The organism is Flavobacterium sp. FlaQc-47 (assembly GCF_044006475.1).
In the GTDB taxonomy this organism is placed as follows: domain Bacteria; phylum Bacteroidota; class Bacteroidia; order Flavobacteriales; family Flavobacteriaceae; genus Flavobacterium.
Genome location: NZ_JBIPCQ010000001.1, coordinates 1178479 through 1194979 on the forward strand (window position 1 = coordinate 1178479; position 16501 = coordinate 1194979).

Genomic DNA, 16501 nt, shown 5'->3' on the forward strand with positions numbered 1-16501 from the left:
ATATGAATTGAGGTTTTTATTATTCCTTAAAATGTGCTACCTACCAAATCAACGGATCATTACCACTCATAAAAAGATAACGCTTTTCGTCGATTACCGGTAAGTTTGTAATAAGGTAAGGATCAATACGAATGTTTTTTCCTTCAACCGGATCTGTAGCTTGCCAGCGCAATACTATCACTTGTCCTGCGACTGTTCCCAACACAATATGTTGTCTGTCTGGTGCGACATCTATAGACATAATTGTACCGCCAATATGTGTATAATATGATTTTTCATCGCTCACTTTTAACCATAAATAACCATCATTTGATCCCATATAAAACCCGCTCGCTGACGGATACATACTAAAGATCCATCTTCTGTCGTCAACAACAAAAAGTGCATCGCTGTCCATATCATAACCTGAAGCTTTCAAACCTTCGATTTGGTTGACATAAACACCTAAAGTTCCGCTGCGGGAAAAGTGGCAGGAACTCAATGCAAGCAAAGGCGGATCAAATTTATAATTAAAACAAGCTATATGAGGATAGGAAGATCTTTGTTCGATATTCGCCGTTTCTACCCATTTTTGATTTTCCTCTATTAATATAATATGAGATGAACTTTGTGACCCAACAACAATATATTTGTCATCCGGTGAAAGTGCCGCATGTGGATAATCAAGAAATTGATATTTAGATTCCTCTTCGTCATCTTCATCATCTTCGTCTTCTATTTCACTTGTAAGACCTCGATGTATTAATTCAAAACCATTTTCATTGATAACAAAAATCCCTCTGTGAGTAATCAAAACAACTTGATTGCCCGTTGTAAAAACTTCTATACTATCATATTCAAGTTCTTCAATAGTGGCATTATCAGGCAGTTCAAATGTCGCTGTTATGGCGCCATCCCAGCCTTCGTGCAGGTCTATTTTTGTGTCGTAAACTTTTGCAAAATATTTTTTGTCATGACTAAAACCAAATCCTACCAGATCCTCTATTAATGTGAATTTTTCATCCTGAATTATATAAACGCCCTGCCATTGATAATAATCTCCCATTTTAGCTACAATACGATTGTCTTCCAGCATTGCTACTTTTCGAACCTGATACCACTCTGGTTTATCCAGCAGGTCAGAAAGAGGATCATTATCAGGCGGAAACAACTCACGAAATTCTTTGTGTTTGCCATTTTTATTATGTTCTATAAGTTGCTCCAAAACATATTCGCCCATATCTTTTCGAGGTTCTTCAGGGCATTCGGTTGTAGGGTTTTCTTTTTGGATGTATATAATATCCAGCCATTCATTAATGGCTGTTTTGTATTCGGTTCCTTCTTTTTTCCATCTTTCTGATGCTTGTTGTAAATTTTTCATGAAGAATTTATTATAGTTTTAAGTTAATAATTAGTCCATTTAGGCAAGCACAATTTATGTGATTTTATTTTTCTAACAAGATATATCTGATGGAATTTTAAAAATAATAGGCACTATTTAAATTATAATTCTTTTAATATGCTGATTTTTAGATGTATTTGTAATTTTTTATAAAAGTTAAGAGGTAAAAAAAAAAACTATCAGTTGATTTTTATAGATTTGTAAATCTATAATATTCCCGAAAAAACAGTTGGGAAACAATTGTAAAAATCCAAGACAATGAAATTTGTTACTTCACTATTTGTATTTTTAATGTTTTATTCTAATTCGTACTCACAATTGAGTTCTGATAAAATATTTGAAAGCTTTAAGCAAGGAGAGCGCACCAATTGTTCATCAATCGCTTTTATTAAAGCTGCCTTAAATGTTTATGGATTAGATAATCTTTTTGTAACTGAAAAAATAAATGACGGTTCCCAAAAAATTACCCTTAAAAATAATGCATCCTTTAACTTAAATGCAAACGAAATAAATAAAGCAAAAGAATCTGCTGGTTTTATATTTATCAAAGACAATCCTGAAAGTGAAGTAATTACAGATTATGCGGTATTGACGTATGCAGTTATGGCAAAATACAAGCAAATTGTTGACAATGAGGCTACTTTTGACAGAGCTCTGGAAGATCTGGAAAGTGGGGAAGTATATACGCCAACAATCTATAAATATTTAGGATTTAAAATAGGAAAACAAATACAAAAGCTAAAACGACAGTCCGGAAGTGAATTTTGTGGAGTTGTGGCGTGGTCAACTGCCCATGCGGTTTTTGTTTGTGAAGATTTTATGGACTATTACGGCAACAAAAAGAGTATTTGGATCAAATATCCGGGTCGGTTTAGAATTATCAAGTCAGACGATGATGTAAAAAGCAGTTATACTATTTCTCAGCCTGTCAAAAACACAGCATTTGTTACAGGTAATAATTTGCCGGAAAGCACTAAAACCGATTTGTAAATTAGTTTTTCAAATATCAAATTGTATAGGTTTGAGAAAAATTTCTGCAAAATTTCTTATTAAGCAATAACGCGAAACAGCCTGCATGATTGATAAAATAAGAAATGTTAAAAAAAATAAAAAAAAAGAAATCAATAAACTTGCAATTTAAGTTAATTTATATATTTTTGTTTCAAATCAACAACCAATTACACACTAAAAAATGAAGAGCAAAATTATCATACTAAGTATCCTTTTTTTCTTGACAACTGGTGCTATTTCAGCACAGGCAAAAAATGCTCCAAGAAGTATTATCAGTACAACAGCTTTAATTCGTAAATACCATGATCAAAAAGAATTGAGTGGTATGCAAAAAGGAGAATTACTGGAATTATACATTGAGCGTATTAAAGTTTTAGTAAAAACACTTCCTTATATCGCTTTGGTTACTAAACCAGGTGTTACTATGGCAGATTTAGGTATTCCGGACGATAGTGAGCACAAAAAAGTATTAGATGCGCAGGCATTAGGTACTACAACTTTCTTAGATACTACAGTAGAGTTTCAAAGAAAGATGATGCCATATTCTGATAAAGGAAATCTTATTGCAGCAATCTTATTCTACGAAAACACATTAAAATCTTTACACGAATTCAACGAATTGAACGAAATGTAATATTTAAAAATATTTAAGTTCATACGAACTTATATACTACAGAACCTTCAAAGTCATCTGATTTTGAAGGTTTTTTTTTATGTGTAAAATTCTAAGTTTTTGATTTTATAAATGGATTGAAATTTTAATGGATCAATCCCAAAACCTATGAAGAGAGAAAAATTACCGCAGAGTTCTCAAAGTTTTTTTACAAAAGAGGATGGATATAAACACAAAGTTTAAAAAGCCAGGTCAACAAAACTTTGTGAACTTTGTGTTTGTCAACAAAACTCTACGATAAAAAACTTTACGCGGCTTTGTGGTAAAAATCACCTCTATATAAAGGTAAAGAAAATCAGTTATACTACTATTTCTGTTGAATACTTAGTTTTTACACCATTAATTTGATTCCTGTAAATAAGATATTAATTATGTAAGTGGTTTGTTAGTCAGTGTTTTATTTTTGAAAGAATAAATATTGATAAGCAAAGTGCTTCTATTGTAAAAACTGCCGCTATTGTAATAATGGCTGGACAAACTAAATTTATTATTATGAAAACACTATTTAAGACAACCATTATATCAGGTCTCTTTTTATCGAGCCTTTTATTCTCATGTAAAAAACAGGACGGATATAGCGATGAAGTAAATACTACTGAAAATCAAGTCGACAGCAGCCAGACAGCAGCAGATTCTATTGCCAAAGATAATGCAGGACCTGCAGGTAATAGTGACATTGGAGGTACAGGAGACAAAGGTGCTGCAAATACCGGAGCCGAAAGTATAAATGCAGGAAAAACAGAGGCGGGAAAAGAAGAAGTGAAAGGAACCGGAACTGGTACAGGACCCGGACCGAGTCCAAAAGACGGTGCTGCTTATGCTGGTCCATCAGATCCACAGAACATAAAGGCTGATACTACGAAAATTAAAGCAAAGAAGAAAATTAAATAATTATTGAATATATTATCACTTTTTACAATAAAATATAAAACTCCAAATCATCTGATTCTGGAGTTTTTTTTGTGCTATGATTGTTGATTTCATTTTAAATATCAGAATTTTTTAATTATAAAGATGCTAATGAGGTTCATATTAATGTTAAATAAAATGTGAATTTAACATTTTCAAAAATAAAAAGACAGTAATAAATACGAGGCTTTTAACTCTTTAATTTGATTATGTATGAGAATAATTTACACAAAATGTTAAATCGTTAAAAATATTTTTAAAAAAACTACTAAAACGTTTTTGTAAATCGTTTTATTAAAATATATTTGTTTTAATAAATTAACTAATCTTTAATAAAAACTTAACATTTTATGCTAAAAAAGATAACTATCAAAGATATCGCAAAAGCTGCAAATGTCTCCGTTACTACCGTATCCTTTGTTTTGAATCATAAAGGGATTGAAAAAGGAATCAGTAAAAAAGTAATTGAGAAGGTTTTAAAAGTTAGTGACGAAATGAAATTCAAGCCTAATATGATCGCCAGTAGTTTACGAACAGGCAAAACAAGATCAATTGGGCTTATTGTTGAGGATATTTCGAATCAGTTCTTTTCTGATTTGGCAAAAGTAATTGAAAGAGAAGCTATAGATTTAAATTACAGGGTATTTTATTGCAGTACAGGAGGAAACGATGAACGTGCTATCGAGTTAGTAAATAGTTTATTACAGGCAAATGTTGACGGTTTTATAATAACTCCAACAGAGAATATGAAATCAACTATCGACAGATTATTAGCACTTAAATGTCCGGTTGTGTTACTCGACAGATATTTTGAAAATCAGGAAGCAAGCCATGTGGTACTTGATAATTTTGAAGCGGCTGATACTGCAACCCAATATCTTTTAAAAACGGGATCAAAAAAAATTGCATTTGTTACTAATTCCTCACAATTGATTCAGATGAATTTAAGGAAACTGGGATATAGTAATGCATTGAAAAAAGAGGGATTATTTGATATTTCAAGAATTCTTGATCTCGAATATTACATTTCTGAAGAAGAGCGAATAGATCGCATCTCACAATTTTTGTATAGTAATCCTGATATTGATGCGATTTTGTTTGGTGCTAATTATCTTTTGCTGGCAGGTTTACAATCATTTCGAAAATTGAAACTGAAAATCCCGGCTGATAAGGCGATAATATGTTTCGATGATCATGACAGTTTTAAGTTTCATTCGCCTTCGATTACAGTTCTGTCTCAGCCCATTGATGAGATGGGAAAAAAGACAGTCAGATTATTGATGGAGCAAATGAATGATAGTGCCAACTATGAAATTATTAAAGAAAAGAAAAAAGGAAATCTAATAATTAGAGAGTCTGTATAAGACGATTCCCTTTTTTTAAACCAATTTACTAAAACGATTTAGTATTTTACTAAAACAGAAAAAAAATTACAAATAATAAAAAAACGCTTATGGAATAAATAAAAAAGACATTAAAAACAGACCCCTATATTACTTATTCCTCTTACGGAAACGGTAATTAACTAAACAAATCAAACCAAATAAAACTTAGTATTAATTATGAAAAAACTGTTATATCAATCACTGTTAGTTTTTCTAATAGTAATATGTTGCCAGGGAGTGAATGCGCAAAGCAAAACAATCTCCGGTGTAATTAAAGATAATGCAAATATGCCTGTTCCTTTAGTAAACGTGAAGGAAAAAGGATCAAAACAAGAGACAATTACTGATGAAAACGGAGCATTTAAAATTTCAGTAAATGAAGGCGCTGTACTTATAATAAGCTCTGTAGGATTTAAAACCGCAGAAGTAAAAGCTGTTGACGGACTTACAGTTAAATTATCCAGTGCGACCAATGAACTCGACGGATTAACGGTTACTGCTCTAGGACAATCTAAAAAGAATAAATCGATTGGTTATGCTACAAGTACCATCAAAGCCGATGCGATAACAAAAACAGCTTCGCCTACAATTGCCAACTCATTATATGGTAAAGCACCCGGAGTACGTATATCGTCTACACCGGGAGGAGCAGGAGCAATCAATATCCAGATCCGCGGACTGAACTCTATTACGGGTAAAAATCAACCGCTTATTGTTTTAGATGGTGTGCCTATTCGCGATGGAGAAGTAAACAACAGTGATTACTGGAACCAGCAGCGCGTTAAGAGTAATGGCCTTGCAGATATTAATCCGGAAGATATTGAGAATATTTCGATACTTAAAGGAGCTTCTGCTGCAGCATTATACGGTTCTGAAGCTGTAAACGGAGTGGTGTTGATTACTTCTAAATCAGGAAAAGGAAAAAAAGGTTTAGGCGTAGATTTCAGTACAAGTTACTCTAACAACCAAATTGCCTATTTGCCAAGATTTCAATATGAAAGAGGTCCGGGATGGACAAATGCCAATTATACAACGGGTTATTTAGCACCGGATGGTTTTGCTCACTATGATACAAATGGTGACGGAATTGCAGAAACCAGAGGAGTTTCAGCAAGTTCTAATAATTTCGGTCCATGGTTCGACGGACAGCCTATTATGTCCTGGGATGGAGTAGTACGTCCGTATTCGGCACAAAAAAATGGGTATAAAAATTTGTTTCAAAACGCCTGGGATGCAACAACAAATTTTGCAATTGCAAATAATACAGACAATAGCAGTATTCGTTTTTCATACACACACACTGAATCTGAAGGTTTGAGTATGGGGAATGATAACAAAAAAAATACCCTGAATTTAAACACATCGTTTAAAACAGGCAGAAATTTAAAAACAGATGTTATTGTGAGTTATATGAATCAAAGTGTTCATAACCGTACTTTTGGAATGGATCGACTGATTAACAACTTTACCGGAATGCTTAGTCCGTTTGATAATGGTGACTGGTACAAAGCAAAATATAAAACCAGTTTAGGCTACAAATATGTTACCGGAACAAATCAAAGTTTAACTCCTGATGAAAACATTATACGTAATGGTTTCAAGGCAGATATTGGTGATTATTTCTGGAATATAAATGCAAAACAACAAGATGAGATTACAAATCGTTTGATTGCCAGCGTAACCGAAACATTTACTATAAGCAAAGATTTTACACTTCGCGGTCGTGTTTCTACAGATTTAACTTCGGTAAACATAGAATCAAGAAATCCGGTAGAAGTACCATTGATATATCAATTTGGAGGAGACAAATCCGGTTCTTATTTATTGGATTCCCAGGATTATAATATTCTTTATGGTGACTTATTACTGACTTATAACAAAAAAATCAACGAAGATTTTAACGTAAATGCTGTTCTTGGTTATTCAGGATCAGATGAAACAGGTAAATTTTTAGGTCGTTCGACTAATGGAGGTTTAAGTGTTGAATGCTGGTATGATATGAATTCCTCTATAAATATACCAACCAGTACGTCATCTAAATATGAAGTAATAAAAGATGCCGTTTTTGGAACTTTAAATGCAAGTTTTAGAAATTATTTATTTGTTGAAGGAACTGTACGACGTGACCGCACCTCTACAATGAACCCAAATAATAATGCTTTCACTTACCCGTCTGTAAACTCAAGTTTTGTATTGTCAGATGCAGTTCAGTTACCTGAATTTATAAGTTATGCAAAAATGCGCGGTTCATGGGGTATTGTTGGTAATTATCCGGACCGTTATGCGGCTAATATTGCCTTTACTCAAACATCATTAGGAAATCAGGGCACCACAACGCCGGTATTGATTACAAATTCTCCTGCAGAATATGGCAATGAAGGAATCAAACCAGAGATGAAAACAGAGTACGAACTTGGTTTTGAAACTAAATTTTTTGACAGGAGACTTGGCTTGGATTTTTCTTATTATAACGCAACAATCAAAGATCAGATCCTTAATCTGACTTTGGCACCCACTACAGGGGCAACTTCTATTTTAGCTAACGTAGGAGAGTTGAGTAATAAAGGATTCGAGGTTGCTTTGACAGGTTCTCCTTTTAGAACCGAAAGTTTTTCCTGGGATGTGACTTTGAACTGGGCTAAAAACATCAATAAAATCGTGAAATTAGCGAACGGTTCAACCGAATTATTACACGCTGACTATGATGGTTCTGCGGCACAATTAAAATCAGTAGTAGGAGATCCGATGGGAGGAATTTATGCGCACCCGGTTAAAACAGATGCTGCCGGTAATAAAATGGTAGACTCTGACGGATATTATATGATTGATGGAGATAAATGGGAAAAATACGGAACAGCTACACCAAAAGGCGTGGGAGGTTTAATGAACACTTTCACGTATAAAAATTTAACATTAGATGTAAATATCGATTACTCTTACGGAGGATATTTAATGCCTACAGGAGTTAGTTGGATGACATCAAGAGGATTAACCGAAGAAAGTTTGAATTACAGTACCAATGACCGTGGTGGTTTAACGTACTATATGGATGGAGGCAAGGGAGTTGTTGTACCTAATAGTTCAACTACAGGACCAGGCGGGCAAACCTTATACCGTGACGGTATGTTGATGCAAGGTGTAACAGCAGATGGCGCAACAAATACCAATGTAATTTCTCAGGCAGGTTATTATAATATGACATACAACTGGGGTGGTCCTCAATACAGCAGTTCACGTTATGAATTATACATTCAAAAGAATGATTATGTAAAAATGAGAGAAGTATCTCTTGCTTATACTATGCCGGCTTCATGGGCGGACAGAATTGGAGCATCAAAGGTAAGTTTTTCTGTTTTTGGACGTAATTTGTTTTATATCTACAGAACCATTAAGGATATGGATGCAGAAGCAACTACATCAGGTTCAAGATGGTCTCAAAACGTAAACAATGCCGGATTAACTCCATCGACCAGAAGTTTTGGAGCAATGATAAGAGCCTCTTTCTAATCTGATAATTATAATTTAAAAAACCGATAACATGAAAAAATTATTATATATATCATTATTGGCGGTGGCAGCTTTTTTTGGCTCTTGCACCCAGGATGATTTCGAAGATGCGTACAGAGATCCATCTAAAGTAACAACGACAAATGTGCCGAAACAATTTGCCGGATTCATGAAAATTAACTTTGAGGATGTGATTCCGTCGTATTGGAATTATTATACCGTTATAAGATCGACTTCATTAACCTATACTCAGGCGCACGGATTTAGCAACACAACAGGGCGTTATATTCCCGGACCTGCCGTAAATGACAGATGGGGAAGATATTACAAATTTATTACCCAATACAGAGAATTAGAAAAAGTAATGGCATCTCTATCTCCTGCTGAGCAAACAGAAAATAGAATTTATACCATTACATCAACCATTTATTTATACGATCATACCTCAAAAATGATCGATAACTTTGGTGACATTCCTTTTTCTGAAGCAGGAAAAATAGGTTCAACAGGCGGGAATTATGCCAGTGCATCACCTAAATATGACAATCAAATCGAACTTTATACTTTGATGTTAGATCAATTGAAAACTTTTTCTGCTGAATTAAATACTATTGCATTAAGTCCAAAAGTAGATTTAGAATTTAAAAATCAGGATTTGATCAATAAAGGAAATCTGGAGAGTTGGAAAAATTATTGCAATTCCCTGCGTTTGAAATTGTTAAACAGAGTTTCTGGATTTCCTGCATTAGCGGCAAGAGCCAATACAGAAATTGCCCAAATCATTACAGAAGCAAAACTTGTCGATGAAAATTCAGAAAATATAGCCTTTAGAGTGTATAATCAGGATACTGATTTAGATACGGCAGGTTTTATAGATGCGATGGAAGGAGCTAATAATAATGTTGCTCCAAAGCCAATGATCGATTATATGAATGCTAATAATGATCCGCGCCAGCCATGGTTGTTTGAAAAAGGTGAAAAAGCTACGGTTTTTACAGGACTTGATCCCACATTGACTTCAGGAGTTCAGGAGCAGTTAATAGTTGATGGTAAAATTGCGGTTTACAACAGATCAGTCATCAGCCGAAACAAATGGCTGCCGGGAACCTTAATAAATGCTGCCGAAGTAAACCTGCTTATTGCCGAATATTATGCCAGAAATAATAATGGCGCGGCAGCAAAAACTTATTTTGAAAAAGCAATCAGACAATCTGTTGAATATTATGTAAGATTAGGGGATAAAGCCGATGTTTTAACCTGGAAACCAGTTACAGAACCAACTTCTGCAGAAATTGAAGCCTATATTACTAAAATTAACTTTGCGGGCGCCGTAACTGCAGCAGATCAATTGGCATTAATTGCTTTTCAAAAGTACATTCATTACAATGTGATGCAGGCTGATGAAGCGTGGGCGGAACAAAGAAGATTGAAACTTCCCGTTTTGATATTTCAGGAAGATGAAACAAGCACGATTAGAAAAACTCCGCCAACACGATGGACTTATCCAAACTCTGAAAGTGTTTACAATACAGATAATTACAATACAGTAAAGGATAAAGATAACTTAAGTACCAAAATTTTCTGGGATGTAAAATAATTTCATTTTTTATATTTTAATTAGAAAACCCCTGATCAGGAATATTTCCTGAGTCAGGGGTTTTATTTGCACTTTGGATAAAAAAAACTCTTAGTGAAGGTTTTTTATTTTACAGCGATCTGTTACTATCTTCTTCACTGTCTAAGTCGTCAAGACCTTCATCATCAAGATCCTCGTTACCAAATTCGTCAGTATCATCTTCGGTATCAAATTCGTCATCAATTCCTTCGCTGTCTAATTCCCCCTGATCAAATTCTTCATTACCAAGATCCTCATTATCGAGATTTTCGGTATTGATTTCGTCAGTGTTGAGATCATCTCCATAATCCGGTTCTGCATAATTTGTAAACGAATGATCTACAGCTGGTGATTGTATTTCATTTCCCTGATTGTCGTTGTTATTATCTTGAAAATTCTGGTCTTCCTGACGGTAATTTTCTAATTCATCTAAATTCATAATATAGTTTTTTAAGTTTTTAATAGCGACTGCTTCTTGATGGTGCAGTTTAAACCTTAAATCATTTTCTCAAATTTAAAAAGGCAAATCGAATTTTATTTATACAATAATGACTTCTGCTTATACAATATCTATTACAAAAGACTGATACTTCTCTAGGATTTTCGGAAAACAAAAATAGAAAGCTCTCGCAGTTTTATTATTTAAATACCGTTTCTGAAGACAAAAATCAAGACATTACCAGCGCTTATGGAGCGATAAGCGAGTATCTCTGGTTAATAATGAGTTTAAAAAATGTTAATATTTCAAGTTTTAACCTATCATTTTGCAAAAATTCCTACACAAGCAAAAAATGCTGATAATTATTAATATGCTTGTTTCTAGTTGATTAAAATTTTACTAAAATGTTTATTAACATTTTCTTGTCAAAAAAAACAATTAAGATTTCGGGTTTACTATTTTTAATTTACTTTTGTTCTACCGAATTAGTAGGATTTAAAAATGTCTTTATTATCAAGGGATGAATGACTATAAGATGTGTTTCAATTGGAATAAACAAAAAAACATTTTTCAATTTTTTATCGCAATAGATATCATTTTAAAATTCTTTAAGAGCTAATTCGTACCAATTTTTTATAAGATCAAACCAGAGTTTCAGGTTAAATCTTGTAAGACAAATTCAAATAAATAATAATCCAAAATAAAGTAAAAATGAAAAAGCGAATGTGTTGTAAATAAAAAAACCATTTCTGTTCGAGCAGAAATGGCGAAGCTTAAAGAAATTGTGCATCTCTGTAAGGAAAGCGAGAATGGAGTAAATCTGTTATCGGCTTGCCTTATTTATTAAACTAAAACAAAGTAATGAAAAAAAAATTAAATAGATATATAGGATTATGTATTTTGTTAATTTCCGTAGGGATTAAAGCTCAGGAAACCAAACCCTTAATACAATCAAAACTCGAAGGAATTGTTATAGATGCTGTGACAAAGGATCCTATAATTGGTGCTTCGGTAAACATAAAAGGTACTACACACGGGGTTGTAACAGATTTTGACGGAAAGTTTTTTTTCCAGACAGGACAAAAATTACCGTATACGCTTTTAGTAAGTTATTTGGGATATAAAAAAGCAGAAATCGTAGCGACTGAAAATTCAATTATAGTAAGTCTTACTGAAGAACCAAATGCATTATCAGAAGTTGTGGTGACTGCGCTTGGTATTTCAAAAGAAAAAAAATCTTTAGGTTATACGACGCAATCCCTTAAAAATAAGGATATAGCAGAAACAAAAGAAACCAACTTTTTAAATAGTCTAACCGGTAAACTGGCGGGAGTACGTATTACCAATTCTCAGGGAGATATGGGATCATCCCGTATTATTATTCGTGGAGAAACTTCGATAGCGGGAAATAACCAGCCATTATTTGTGGTAGATGGAGTTCCGGTTGATAACTCGCAGTTAAGTAACGCTGGTGGAGCAGTAGCTTCGCGCGATTTCAAAAATGCAATTGCCGATTTAAACCCGAATGATATTGAAACATTAACGGTATTAAAAGGACCAAATGCCGCGGCTCTTTATGGATCCCGTGCAGCGCATGGTGTTGTTTTGATTACTACAAAATCAGGAAAAAGTCAAAAAGGACTTGGAATAACATTCAATTCCGGAATTACGATTTCTCAGGTGGCTACATTGCCAAGTTTTCAAAATTCTTTTGGACAAGGATCAAACGGAAAATTCAGTTATGTAGATGGTAAAGGAGGCGGAGTTAATGACGGAGTTGATGAAAGCTGGGGACCTAAACTAGATGGACGCCTTATTCCACAATTCAGTTCAAATGGCGTCGCGGTTCCTTTTGTGGCGCATCCTGACAATGTAAAAGACTTTTTTAATACAGGTCTTACTTTTGATAATAGTATTTCTATCGCTAAATCAGATGATAAATCAGATTTCCGCCTTGGAATAAACAATCAAAAACAAACAGGGACAGTACCTAATAGCGAAGTAAACAAAACAAATTTCACTATTAATACTAATTATCAAATCTCTAAAAATATAAAAGTTGGGGTAACCGGTAATTATATTGTTACAGATGCTCCGGCACTTCCGGGTGGTCCGTCAGGAAACCGTGCTGCGGGTGTAATGCTTCAGTTTCTTTGGTTCGGACGTCAGGTTGATGTGAATCAGTTAAGAAATAACAGAGATGTGAACTGGAACAACAGTTATTACAGCAATCCGTACTGGAATGCTTATTACAATACTACAAGTCAGCAGCGTAACCGTTTTATGGGAGACGTTCACTTAGATGCAAAACTTGCCGAAGGACTTAATTTTAAATTCCGTACAGGAGTTGATTATTATAACGATCGCAGAAAATACGAGATTAAATATGGTACAAACGGAACTCCTTTTGGATCTTATGCTGAAGATGCTTATACCGTAAACGAACAAAATACAGAAGGTATTTTTACGTATACTAAAAAACTGAATGATGATTTTACTGTAGATGCTCTTGCCGGATTCAATATTCGTAACCACAGCGATGCAAACAATTATCAAAAAGCACCACGTTTAGCTGTGCCGGATTTGTATACCTTAACAAATTCAAGAGATCCGTTAACGTCATCAAATTATTTATCAAGATTAAGAGTTTACAGTGCATACGCATCGGCACAATTTGGATATAAAAACTATGCCTATTTAAACGTAACTGCGCGTAATGACTGGTCATCAACATTACCAAGCAGTAACCGTTCTTATTTTTATCCATCTGTTAATGGAAGTTTAATCTTATCTGAAGCTTTGAATTTAAAAAGCAATACACTTGATTTCTTAAAAGTTCGTGGTGGCTGGTCTGAAGTTGGTAATGATGCAGATCCGTATCAATTGTCTACGGTTTATGATTTTAAAACTGCATTTGACGGAAATCCTATTCAAACTTCTTCACAAAAGAAACTTAACGAGAATTTGAAACCGGAAACTACACGTTCTACAGAAGTTGGTTTAGAAGCTTCTTTCTGGAAAAACAGACTTCATTTTGATGTAGCATATTACAACACGAATAGTTTTGACCAGATTCTGGAAATTAAAACGACTGCCGGAAGTGGTTATACTTCGCAACTAATCAATGCAGGTAAAGTAAACAATCATGGTGTCGAAATTCAATTTGACGGAACTCCTGTTCAAACTCAGGATTTTAAATGGAATATTGGCGTGAATTATTCAAAAAATACAAGCAAAGTTGAAGTTCTTGACTATGCAAAACAAATTCAGAACTATACAATTGGTACCTCTGGAGGTGTAGATGTATTAGCATCTGTAGGACAGGCTTACGGAGCACTTTACGGAACAGCTTATGAGCGTGATGCAAGCGGAAATATTGTGGTAGGCGCTAACGGATTACCAAAAGCCGATCCTGTAAAAAGAGTTTTAGGACATTATACTCCGGACTTTATAGGTGGTGTTACCAACACATTGACGTATAAAAATCTTGAACTTTCATTTCTTGTTGATGCAAGTGTAGGAGGGGAGCTTTTTTCAGGAACTAACAGAACCGGTAATTATACAGGTGTATTAGCGCAAACGCTTCCTGGGCGTGATGCAGCAAATGGCGGATTAAATTATTATACCACAACTACAACTACAGGAACTACAAAAACGTTGCTTCCTGCCGGAGCTGCTGCGCCAGGCGGAGCACCAGTATTTGATGACGGAATGATTTTTAATGGTGTATATGCTGACGGAACTCCAAACAATCAGGTAATTAGTGCACAGGAATATTACAAAGCATCTTACAATATTAGTGAGGCTTATATTTACAAATCGACTTTTGTAAAACTAAGAGAAATAAAACTGGCGTATAACTTCAATAAAGCATTTGCTAAAAAGCTGGGATTAGAAGGAGCGAGTATTACTGCCGTTGGTCGTAACTTATTATTTATCTATAAAGATGCGCCTAATATTGATCCTGAAACAGCTTTCAATACCGGAAACGCACAAGGATTGGAAAGTTTGTCTTTGCCAACTACAAGAAATTTCAGCCTTAATGTCAATTTAAGATTCTAAAAACACAAGATCATGCTAAAAAAACTTTTATATACAACTTTATTTGCATTGGCACTGACGTCATGCAATGATACATTGGATGATATTAATAAAAATCCAAATGCAACCGAAACACCACTAGCACCTTACCTGTTAACAGGAACTTTAAAACAAGGCGCTGACTTATATTGGGGTGCAGATAATAACTTTAACTCGTCGTTGTTGTTTGTGCAGCATTGGGCAAAAATTCAATATACAGAACCGGACAGATATGATGTGTCAAACGCTTCTTTCACGACGTTGTGGGATAAGGGGTACGCAACTTTGATTACAGATTTGAACACGATTATAAATTTCCCAAATGAGCAGGCAAATCCAAATTATAAAGGAATTGCAATTACGCTGCGTTCATGGACCTTTTTATTATTGACAGATGCTTACGGAAGCATTCCTTATAAAGAAGCTGGCCTAAAAATAACACCGGCATATAATGCTCAAAAAGAAGTGTATACGGGATTACTGGAAGATTTAAAACAAGCGCAGTCACTGTTAAATACAACAAATGGAACTGTTACGGGTGATTTGGTTTATAAAGGAGACATTGCAAAATGGAAAAAACTGGTCAATTCGCTTCGTTTGCGTATTGCTTTAAGAATTTCTGATAAAGAACCTGCCTTGGCGAAACAAGCGGCAATTGAGGCAACATCAGATGCAGCAGGAGTATTGAGCAGTAATAGTGATACTTTTCAATTTACTTATATTGCTTCGCCTCAGCAAAATCCTGCTTCGGCGTGGTTTGAAACACGTGATGATTTTCGTATTTCAAAAACATTGGTTGACAAGTTAAATGAATTAGCAGATCCTCGTTTACCGGTTTATGCTCAGTTACCATCAGATGCAACTGTGGGTAAATATGTGGGTGGAGCAAATGGATTGTCTAACAGTGATGCAAATAGTCAGGGTTTTGCTAAAACGTCAAAACCGGGAACTTACTTTTTGACTTCGACATCGCCGGCAGTCATTGTTTCTTATTCTGAAACACTTTTTAATCTTTCCGAAGCTGTAGCACGCGGTTATATTGCAGGAGACGCAGAACAGCTTTATAAAAGTGCTATTACGGCATCATTCAATCAATTTGGAATCACCAATGCAACAACTATTGCGACATATTTAAATCAGGCAACTGTGAAATACGACGCAACAAATTATGCAAAATCAATAGGTACTCAAAAATGGATTGCTTTTTACGGACAAGGTCTTGATGCTTTTACAGAATGGAGAAGACTTGATTATCCTGTTTTGAAAGCAGGTCCGGCTACGGTTTTAGACGGACAAATTCCTTCACGTTTCTTTTATCCGGGTACAGAGCAATCGTTAAACGGAACGAGTTATCAGGCTGCAATAGCGACTCAGGGAAAAGATGTGCTTACTACAAAACTTTGGTTTGATGCCAAATAATTTATTCTGAAAAGAAAAATAACTTTAGCTCAGCACAAGTATAACACTTCAATGAGGTGTTTCTAAAAAAAATCCGCAAATG

10 protein-coding genes are annotated in these 16501 nt (G+C 34.6%); 8 read left to right on the forward strand and 2 right to left on the reverse strand.

Annotated features, from left to right (window positions below; all coding sequences use genetic code 11):
- Window positions 1–40: 40 nt before the first annotated feature.
- Entirely contained in the window at window positions 41–1360 is a 1320-nt protein-coding gene (locus tag ACHRVX_RS04930) for a hypothetical protein (RefSeq protein WP_395329813.1), read from the reverse strand.
- 279 nt (window positions 1361–1639) lie between these two features.
- On the opposite strand from ACHRVX_RS04930, the gene ACHRVX_RS04935 reads away from it, so the two are divergent.
- The 6 genes from ACHRVX_RS04935 (at window position 1640) to ACHRVX_RS04960 (ending at window position 10463) form a co-directional block, all read left to right on the forward strand.
- Complete coding sequence (locus ACHRVX_RS04935) at window positions 1640–2371, forward strand: hypothetical protein (RefSeq protein ID WP_395329814.1); 732 nt, start codon at window positions 1640–1642, stop codon at window positions 2369–2371.
- A gap of 202 nt (window positions 2372–2573) precedes the next feature.
- Window positions 2574–3026: a hypothetical protein gene (locus ACHRVX_RS04940; RefSeq protein ID WP_395329816.1), complete on the forward strand. Its 453-nt coding sequence runs from the start codon at window positions 2574–2576 to the stop codon at window positions 3024–3026.
- A gap of 531 nt (window positions 3027–3557) precedes the next feature.
- Complete coding sequence (locus ACHRVX_RS04945; RefSeq protein WP_395329818.1) at window positions 3558–3956, forward strand: hypothetical protein; 399 nt, start codon at window positions 3558–3560, stop codon at window positions 3954–3956.
- 368 nt (window positions 3957–4324) lie between these two features.
- Complete coding sequence (locus ACHRVX_RS04950; RefSeq protein WP_395329820.1) at window positions 4325–5338, forward strand: LacI family DNA-binding transcriptional regulator; 1014 nt, start codon at window positions 4325–4327, stop codon at window positions 5336–5338.
- 198 nt (window positions 5339–5536) lie between these two features.
- Window positions 5537–8866, forward strand: coding sequence for a SusC/RagA family TonB-linked outer membrane protein (locus ACHRVX_RS04955; protein ID WP_395329822.1), 3330 nt, complete (start codon window positions 5537–5539; stop codon window positions 8864–8866).
- A 31-nt stretch (window positions 8867–8897) separates the two neighbouring features.
- A complete protein-coding gene (locus tag ACHRVX_RS04960; protein WP_395329824.1) occupies window positions 8898–10463 on the forward strand; it encodes a SusD/RagB family nutrient-binding outer membrane lipoprotein in 1566 nt (521 codons plus the stop codon).
- A gap of 109 nt (window positions 10464–10572) precedes the next feature.
- Here ACHRVX_RS04960 and ACHRVX_RS04965 read toward each other — a convergent pair whose 3' ends face one another.
- Window positions 10573–10920: a hypothetical protein gene (locus tag ACHRVX_RS04965; RefSeq protein WP_395329826.1), complete on the reverse strand. Its 348-nt coding sequence runs from the start codon at window positions 10918–10920 to the stop codon at window positions 10573–10575.
- A gap of 861 nt (window positions 10921–11781) precedes the next feature.
- On the opposite strand from ACHRVX_RS04965, the gene ACHRVX_RS04970 reads away from it, so the two are divergent.
- On the forward strand, window positions 11782–14982 hold the full coding sequence (locus tag ACHRVX_RS04970; protein WP_395329828.1) for a SusC/RagA family TonB-linked outer membrane protein: 3201 nt from the start codon (window positions 11782–11784) through the stop codon (window positions 14980–14982).
- A 12-nt stretch (window positions 14983–14994) separates the two neighbouring features.
- Window positions 14995–16419: a SusD/RagB family nutrient-binding outer membrane lipoprotein gene (locus ACHRVX_RS04975; RefSeq protein WP_395329830.1), complete on the forward strand. Its 1425-nt coding sequence runs from the start codon at window positions 14995–14997 to the stop codon at window positions 16417–16419.
- Window positions 16420–16501 lie beyond the last annotated feature (82 nt).

Excerpts from the sequence above, each read along its gene's own strand:
- ACHRVX_RS04960 (WP_395329824.1), top strand. The coding sequence starts at position 8,898 with ATGAAAAAATTATTATATATATCATTATTGGCGGTGGCAGCTTTTTTT.
- ACHRVX_RS04950 (WP_395329820.1), top strand. The coding sequence starts at position 4,325 with ATGCTAAAAAAGATAACTATCAAAGATATCGCAAAAGCTGCAAATGTC.
- ACHRVX_RS04965 (WP_395329826.1), bottom strand. The coding sequence starts at position 10,920 with ATGAATTTAGATGAATTAGAAAATTACCGTCAGGAAGACCAGAATTTT.
- ACHRVX_RS04930 (WP_395329813.1), bottom strand. The coding sequence starts at position 1,360 with ATGAAAAATTTACAACAAGCATCAGAAAGATGGAAAAAAGAAGGAACC.
- ACHRVX_RS04935 (WP_395329814.1), top strand. The coding sequence starts at position 1,640 with ATGAAATTTGTTACTTCACTATTTGTATTTTTAATGTTTTATTCTAAT.
- ACHRVX_RS04975 (WP_395329830.1), top strand. The coding sequence starts at position 14,995 with ATGCTAAAAAAACTTTTATATACAACTTTATTTGCATTGGCACTGACG.
- ACHRVX_RS04970 (WP_395329828.1), top strand. The coding sequence starts at position 11,782 with ATGAAAAAAAAATTAAATAGATATATAGGATTATGTATTTTGTTAATT.
- ACHRVX_RS04940 (WP_395329816.1), top strand. The coding sequence starts at position 2,574 with ATGAAGAGCAAAATTATCATACTAAGTATCCTTTTTTTCTTGACAACT.
- ACHRVX_RS04945 (WP_395329818.1), top strand. The coding sequence starts at position 3,558 with ATGAAAACACTATTTAAGACAACCATTATATCAGGTCTCTTTTTATCG.
- ACHRVX_RS04955 (WP_395329822.1), top strand. The coding sequence starts at position 5,537 with ATGAAAAAACTGTTATATCAATCACTGTTAGTTTTTCTAATAGTAATA.